Raw genomic sequence first — 7,637 nt, 5'->3', positions numbered from 1 at the left:
AAACCAGCAAAAGGACTATCTCTAACGAGGTAGTCTTTTTGTGTTAGAACGAACGATTTTCAAGCATTTAAACGTCTATGGGGTCGGAGTTCCACCCGTTCGGGTCCGAAAGTCTAACCTTCGCCACGAAGTCTTCCTTTCAGGATAGGCTGCTTCGGCAGAAGCCTCCAGCGTTTCGCCGAAGTAGACTGTCGAGACTTTCGTATACTGAAATATGCCCATTTCTTCCATTAGTCCTTCATAAATGGTTTATAAAGAAAGCGCAATGAATCTTTCAATATTTGGGATAATTAAGTTGCTCTTGTATAACGAATCCCCATGGTCCGCTTCAGGGATTGTAACAAACTCAATCATATTTGTTAATTCTGAACTTCCTTTTACCTTTTTATAAATCTCATCATTCTCTCCAGCCATCATCAAGCAGCGTACTGTAATATTCCTTAATATATTAGTACTATCGTTTCGAGTTTCTTCAATAGATGCCAATAATGCTTCTCGATCATTATTCAAAAATCTCATTTTATGTCTTTCAGATATATTATATTGAGGGACCAAGATGTCAAGAGTCATCACCGCATTCCGTAAAGAAAGCATATTATTTTCATAGGGATGTATAGCGTCAAGGATAAATGAATTAAATCGCTTCTCGAACCATTTCATTAATCCAAATGAAATCCAACCTCCCATTGAATATCCCATGTAAGTGCATCTTTCAATTTTTTGAGCATCAAGAACCTTTATCACGTCTAGTGCCCGAAGGTATAGTGAATATTGATTAGAAATATGAGGTTTGTCACTTTTGCCATGCCCTCTTGCATCAATTAGAATCAATTGAAATTTTTTCTTTAAGTTATCTACATATCCATATTCATACCAATCTTCTATACTACCAAAAAACCCATGTTGAAGAACTAAACAGTCTCCGTTCCCTTCAACTTCATAACGAATTTTTACATTATCATTTAGAATGAATGCCATTCGATATCCCCCTTAACCATTTATCGATGGTACGTAAAACCTCTTTACTGACTGATTGAATTTCATATAATGGATTCTCTGTGTTGAGTTCTTGGACACTAAAAGTTAAAGGTGACGGCCTTTGTGGCGTAAGGGGTTAATACTTAATAAGCCAAACTTGGTTTTATGGTGATTTTAAATCTTATTTTAGGGGAAAATAAATACAATTTAAAGTAGGTTAGATAAGTTTGATTAAAAATTATAAAAAGTATTCTGATGGGTCAGTGTTGTGCCTCTGATGGAACAAAAGGTTGGGGTGAACTAACGGTCTGATTACCCACTTCAATTAAATTGTATTATAATAGAATTCGAACTCTTGAGGAAAAACGATATGTCGGGGAAATTAAAGAAGTGATGGACTGCAAGGTTACGGAACGGGAGTATGGATGAAATTAAGATGAAGAGGAAAAGAAATTATGAATGAGAAAAGCTTACGTGATTTGCTCATAGGAATCAAGAATAACGAAATAAGTATTGATTCAGGGTTAGATAAATTAAAAGATTTGCCCTTTGAAGATTTGGGTTTTGCAAAAATCGACCATCATCGCCAGCTCAGGCAGGGATTTCCTGAAGTTATCTATAGTGCAGGTAAAACAACTGAACAGATCGTCACCATCGCTGAAAGACTGGCCGAAGGGGCAGAAACTAACATTCTAGCAACTAGGGCTAATCATGATGTTTATGAAGCGGTTGCTGCACGAATTTCTAACGTTGAGTATTATGATTTAGCTCGCTTAATTGTGATACGACGGGGTGAGCAGGCAAAACGGGGACATATCTTAGTGATCAGTGCTGGGACCTCAGATCTTCCTGTAGCCGAAGAAGCGGCTATTACTGCCGAAGTGATGGGCAACCGGGTGGAACGCCTTTATGACACCGGTGTAGCGGGTATTCATCGTTTATTAAGCCAAAAGGATAAGCTTTTGGCCGCACGGGTTTTAATCGTGGTTGCTGGAATGGAAGGAGCCCTCGCCAGTGTGGTTGGAGGGTTAGTCGACAAACCGGTGATTGCCGTGCCCACCAGTGTTGGTTATGGTGCTAGTTTCGGCGGGTTAGCCGCTTTGCTTGCAATGTTGAATAGCTGTGCAAGTGGTGTGAGTGTGGTCAATATCGATAATGGTTTCGGTGCAGGGTATCAGGCTAGTTTAATCAATAGAATAGGGGAGGCTGGAGCATGAAAATCGCCTACTTTCACTGTTTTGCCGGGATAAGTGGAGATATGACATTGGGGGCTTTAGTGGATGCTGGTTTAGATTGGGAGCAACTAAAGTCGGATTTAGCTAAACTTCCTTTAACGGGTTATCAACTACAAATAGAGAAAGTCGTAAAAAAGGGAATCAGTGGGACCAAGGTACACGTATTAACTGAAGAGGGCCATGTTCACCGACATTTGAGTGACGTTCAAGATATTATTAATCAAAGTACGTTACCTAAGACTGTTAAAGAAAAAAGTATCCAGGTTTTCACTCGCCTAGCGGAGGCCGAGGCGAAAGTACATCAGACAACTGTTGATCGAATTCATTTTCATGAGGTTGGTGCCATGGATGCCATTATTGATATTGTTGGTTCAGTTATCGGTCTCTGGAGGCTAGGGGTCGAGGAAGTATATGCTTCACCAGTACATACCGGAACTGGGTTTGTTAAATGTGCCCACGGATTAATGCCCGTTCCTGCGCCTGCGACTCTGGAATTATTACAAGGAGTACCAATTTATTCCCAAGATATAGAACAAGAATTAGTGACCCCAACTGGAGCGGCAATTATTACGGCTTTTTGTCAAAACTTCGGAAGTATGCCACTGATGCGAGTAGCGAATACGGGTTATGGAGCCGGAGAGCGGGATTTGGTTATCCCCAACATGTTGCGTTTAAGTATTGGCGAGAAACTGGATCAATCGGGTTCCGACGGGCAAGATTCGTTATGGCGGCAAAGGTGAAGTCCACCAAGGCCAAGCCCTGATGATGGAGGCTAATATAGATGACATGAACCCAGAGTTTTATGATTACTAAATTTCTTAAAGCCGGAGCGATGGATGTTTTCTTACAAAGAATTCAGATGAAAAAAAATCGCCCAGCCATAGTATTGAGTTTATTGATCCATACCCATCAATTAGAAGATTTCTACCAGCTAATATTTGCTGAGACAACCTCGATTGGGGTTAGGGTTTACCCAGTGGCCAAGTATATGTTGCCTTATGAACTAAGGACTGTGCAGACCAAGCTAGGTAAAGCTAAGGTGAAAGTTGCTCACTATCAGGATAGCCTGCGAAATGTGGCTCCAGAATATGAAGATTGCCGCAAACTAGCAGAAGAGCATTAGATTCCGCTTAAAGAGGTCTACGATATCATCAAATGCGAGGCTTACGAACAACTAGTATAAAAGGTAACATAACGTGAAAAACGAGCGTAGAGACTAGTAGTAAGTCCTTGTACTCATTTAATTTGCCTAAAAATGTAACAAATAGAAAAACCGGGTTAAGAGAAAAGTCCTTAACCGGTCTTTTTTTGTTATAATAAGGTCAGATTAATGAGGTTGCATAACTTAAGGAGATGTTCGTTTATTATGATAGAAAAGGCCTTGGGTGTTCTACGCAGGTATTTCGGGTATACTCATTTTCGGGATGGCCAGCAAAAAGTGATCGAAAGTTTACTTCTAGGTACAGATACATTAGCCATTATGCCAACAGGGGCCGGAAAATCGCTTGCCTACCAAATCCCGGCTCTTTTGTTTCAAGGGACGACACTTGTTATTTCGCCATTAATTTCACTGATGAAAGACCAGGTGGATGCGTTACAGCAATATGGAGTTCCGGCAACCTTTATTAATAGTTCATTGTCATTAAAAGAAGTCAGGTCAAGGATTGAACGGGCGGAACGAGGAGACTATAAACTTTTGTATATTGCGCCTGAACGTTTAGAATCAGAGAGTTTTCGTAGCCTTTTAGGTTCTTTACATGTCTCGTTTTTGGCAATTGACGAAGCGCACTGTGTTTCTCAGTGGGGACATGACTTTCGGCCGAGTTACCTTCAGCTAGGACCTTTTCTCAAATCGTTGTCAAATCGACCGTTAATCGGGGCTTTCACTGCGACTGCTACCGAAGAGGTTCGGGTAGATATTATTCAAAACTTGGGGTTAAGCGATCCGAATGTTTTTGTTTCCGGTTTTGACCGACCGAATCTTACGTTTGCAACACTTAGGGGGGAAAACAAGAAGGTTTTTGTTTTGGATTACGTGAAAGCGCATACTGACCAGGCCGGAATTATTTATGCCGGAACGCGCAAGGAGGTGGACAACCTACAAGCCGTTTTAATTAAAAATGGCTTGAAAGCTGGTAAATATCACGCTGGAATGAAGGATGAAGATCGTCAAAAAAGCCAAGAGGATTTCCTTTTCGATGAAAGGACGGTCATGGTGGCCACCAATGCGTTTGGAATGGGAATTGATAAATCCAATGTTCGATATGTAATTCATTATAATATGCCGAAGAATATGGAAGCTTATTACCAGGAAGCGGGGCGCGCCGGACGGGATGGAGAGCCAGGAGAGTGTCTTTTGTTATTTTCTCCGCAGGATGTGGTTTTGCAAAGATATCTGATTGAACAGACTATCTTTCAGCCGGACCGCAAAATGAATGAGCTTAAGAAGCTTCAAGGGATGGTTGATTATTGTCACACACCTCGTTGTTTACGTAAAACGATTCTAGAGTATTTTGGAGAAGAAAACATCCAAGAAGAATGCAGCAACTGCAGTAATTGTAACGACGAGCGTGAGATCGTAGATATTACCGTGGAGGCTCAAAAGATATTTTCTTGTATATACCGGATGCGTGAGCGTTATGGCATCGGTATGGTGGCAGATGTTTTAAGAGGTTCTCGAAATAAAAAGATCCTAGAGCTTCGATTCGACGAACTTACCACACATGGGATTATGCGTGAAGTTTCACTGCAGGAGATTAAAGACCGCATCAACTATTTAATAGCAGAAAACTATTTGCAACTATCAAATGGAGAATACCCAGTGGTAAAACTACTCCCTAATGCAGTTTTGGTCATAAAAGGGGAGGCGAAGGTCAGGCAAAAAGTGTCGCTACTGCCTTCTCGTAAAGAAACTGAAGAGGTTAGTTTGTTTGATCGTTTGCGTGCACTTCGGAGGGAAATTGCTCAGAGGGAAAACCTGCCACCCTATATGATCTTCGCAGATAGTACCCTGAGAGAAATGGCTCAGGTCTGTCCAAACGATCGTCAGGCGATGATACGCATCAGCGGGGTTGGGGAGCGAAAATTAGAGAAGTATGGAGACGACTTCTTGGCGGGGATCCAGAGTTTTATTGAGGTTGAAATTCCTGGAGGAGCAAGGCTCAAGTCTAAACTTAGTCGTTCATTTAATGAGGATGATATTGAAACACCCAAGGAAAATGGGAATTCAGCCAATAATGCAAAAGAAAAGTTGCCAAGTCATCACCAAACCTTAATGCTTTACAAGGAAGGACTCACGTTAGAAGACATTGCGAACGTTAGAAAGCTCACTGCGCTCACAGTCCAGGATCATTTTGTTCGTTGCAGTCTTGAGGGACATGCAGTACCTTGGAATGATTTCATACCGGTTGAACAAGAATCAGCTATTTTGGACGCGGTATGCAAAGTGGGTCGAGAGAAATTACGACCTATTAAAGATCTTCTCTCAGACGAGGTGGAGTGGTTCACGATTCGGGCAGTTTTAGAGAAGCATAAAGTAATAGCTGAATAAGAGAATTGAAATGCTCACCTATGTCGTTTGTCGTAATATAAGCTAAAGCACATTTGGAGTTTAGAAGGAGTTTTTAGATACATGCTCAATAAGGAAGTTCATGTTCGTAAACCTATAAAAACGAATCGCACCGTTGTTTTAGCCGGCATTATGTTAGCAATGTTTATGGCTGCAATTGAGGGAACAATTGTCGCGACTGCGATACCCAGCATTGTGGGAGATCTCGGGGGTTTCTCTCTATTTAGTTGGGTATTTTCGTCTTTCCTTTTGGCTCAAGCAGTGACAATTCCCATCTATGGTAAACTCGCCGACTTGTACGGGCGAAAACCTGTTTTCACGTTTGGTGTCTTTATTTTCCTTGTAGGGTCTGTACTATGTGGTTTCGCCAAAACGATGAATATGCTTATCCTTTTTCGATTTGTCCAGGGTTTTGGGGCAGGAGCTGTACAACCTATAGCTACTACGATCGTTGGGGACATTTTTAGTATGTCAGAACGCGCTCGCATTCAAGGCTATATTTCCAGTGTATGGGGTGTATCTTCCATCATTGGGCCAGCTCTTGGAGCCTTTTTTGTACAATATGTTCAATGGTCTTGGATTTTTTGGGTCAATGTTCCGATCGGCGTGTTTGCAGTGGCCGGAATATGGTTTTTTCTTGGGGAAACGGTACATAAACAAGAACATAAAATCGACTACATTGGTTCAGCACTCATTTTTATCTCAATTAGTTCTTTGATGGTTGTCTTCATACAGGCGGGAACAGTTTGGTCTTGGTTATCGGCACCGGTCCTCGTCCTGCTGGGAGTTTTTTTTGCGGGAGTCTATATGTTCATCTTACAGGAAAAACGAGAAGCTGAGCCGATCATGCCCTTGGAGATTTGGAAAGATTCTTTAATTGTGGTTTCGAATTTAGCAACATTGACGACGGGTGTCGTGCTAATCGGGATTTCTTCGTTTTTGCCAAGCTATATTCAAGGGGTTATGGTAAAGTCCCCAATAATTGCGGGTTTTGTCCTTGCTTTTATGACGATGGGTTGGGTGGTTGCTGCTACTTTGGCTGGTAAGGTTATGTTTAAATTCGGCTTTAGACGTATTGCGATCGTCGGAGGAATTTGGATTCTTGTGGGTTCAATATTCTTTGTAACTCTAAGCCCAGAAAAAGGGTGGCTCTGGGCCGGTGTGGGTTCATTCTTGATTGGTATAGGGATGGGACTCACTAGGACCGTTTTTATCGTAGGGATTCAAAACAGCGTGAAATGGGAGATGCGTGGAGTGGCGACTGCCTCTAATATGTTTATGAACATATTGGGAAATACCATGGGCGCTGCAATTTTGGGAGGAATTTTAAATAATAAATTATCGAACTATCTCAAAGAAGTGCATAGAGATGGACTAAATGTAGACGTCATTAATGTACTGCTTGACCCAGTTAAGAGAGGGACTCTGTCGCATGGAGTTTTGGATATAATGACAACAGGGTTGGCACTTTCACTTAAGTATGTCTATTGGGGTTTATTCATATCAGCGGTATTGAGTTTTATCTTGGTCATTTTTTACCCAGCAAAGGCTAAGAATGAGGCGTAATGCAAAAAGCAGTTGACAGAAAGTCAAATTAAGTCTTGATTTAAGCTGAATATCATGATAGTATAGCAGATGTTGCTTCTCTCAGTAAGAACTTAGAGGAACGACAGAAAATAATAATAGTTGACAGCGTCAGCTGAAAATGCTATTATAACTGAGTGCCACAACGAGGCATTATGTTTACAAAGTTTAAACCATGGTCTTTGAAAACTAAACAACAAGGACAGCCAATGAGAGAAACTCGAAAGAGTTTCAAAGAAACAATGAGCAAGTCATCATCTTCTTCAATACAG

Annotated in this window: 5 protein-coding genes and 1 pseudogene; 4 read left to right on the top strand and 2 right to left on the bottom strand. The window is 41.3% G+C overall.

What is annotated here, in order from left to right; all coding sequences use genetic code 11:
* Nucleotides 1–75 precede the first annotated feature (75 nt).
* Nucleotides 76–231, bottom strand: a complete 156-nt coding sequence (locus E4K68_RS20550; RefSeq protein WP_158291486.1) for a hypothetical protein — start codon at nt 229–231, stop codon at nt 76–78.
* Between the two features lie 18 nt (nt 232–249).
* On the bottom strand, nt 250–978 hold the full coding sequence (locus E4K68_RS20195; protein WP_135380874.1) for an alpha/beta hydrolase: 729 nt from the start codon (nt 976–978) through the stop codon (nt 250–252).
* Nucleotides 979–1,433: 455 nt separating this feature from the next.
* Between E4K68_RS20195 and larB the strand changes: the two genes are divergently transcribed.
* From larB to E4K68_RS20175, 4 genes and pseudogenes are all read left to right on the top strand, one after another.
* The gene (gene larB, locus E4K68_RS20190) at nt 1,434–2,195 is read left to right on the top strand and encodes a nickel pincer cofactor biosynthesis protein LarB (RefSeq protein ID WP_135380873.1); all 762 of its coding nucleotides are present in this window, start codon (nt 1,434–1,436) and stop codon (nt 2,193–2,195) included.
* A pseudogene (gene larC, locus E4K68_RS20185) lies at nt 2,192–3,336 on the top strand (nickel pincer cofactor biosynthesis protein LarC). The gene larB and the pseudogene larC overlap by 4 nt, the downstream one beginning before the upstream one ends.
* Nucleotides 3,337–3,579: 243 nt before the next feature.
* Nucleotides 3,580–5,763 carry a DNA helicase RecQ gene (recQ, locus tag E4K68_RS20180; RefSeq protein WP_135380871.1) on the top strand — a complete coding sequence of 728 codons (2,184 nt, stop codon included), beginning with the start codon at nt 3,580–3,582 and terminating at the stop codon, nt 5,761–5,763.
* An 81-nt stretch (nt 5,764–5,844) separates the two neighbouring features.
* Complete coding sequence (locus E4K68_RS20175; RefSeq protein ID WP_135380869.1) at nt 5,845–7,347, top strand: MDR family MFS transporter; 1,503 nt, start codon at nt 5,845–5,847, stop codon at nt 7,345–7,347.
* The last annotated feature ends 290 nt before the right edge of the window (nt 7,348–7,637 follow it).

The sequence above is a fragment of the Desulfosporosinus sp. Sb-LF genome (assembly GCF_004766055.1).
Lineage (GTDB): Bacteria > Bacillota > Desulfitobacteriia > Desulfitobacteriales > Desulfitobacteriaceae > Desulfosporosinus.
The sequence above is the reverse complement of the archived record's forward strand: the minus strand, read 5'-3'. Positions and strand labels throughout refer to the sequence as shown.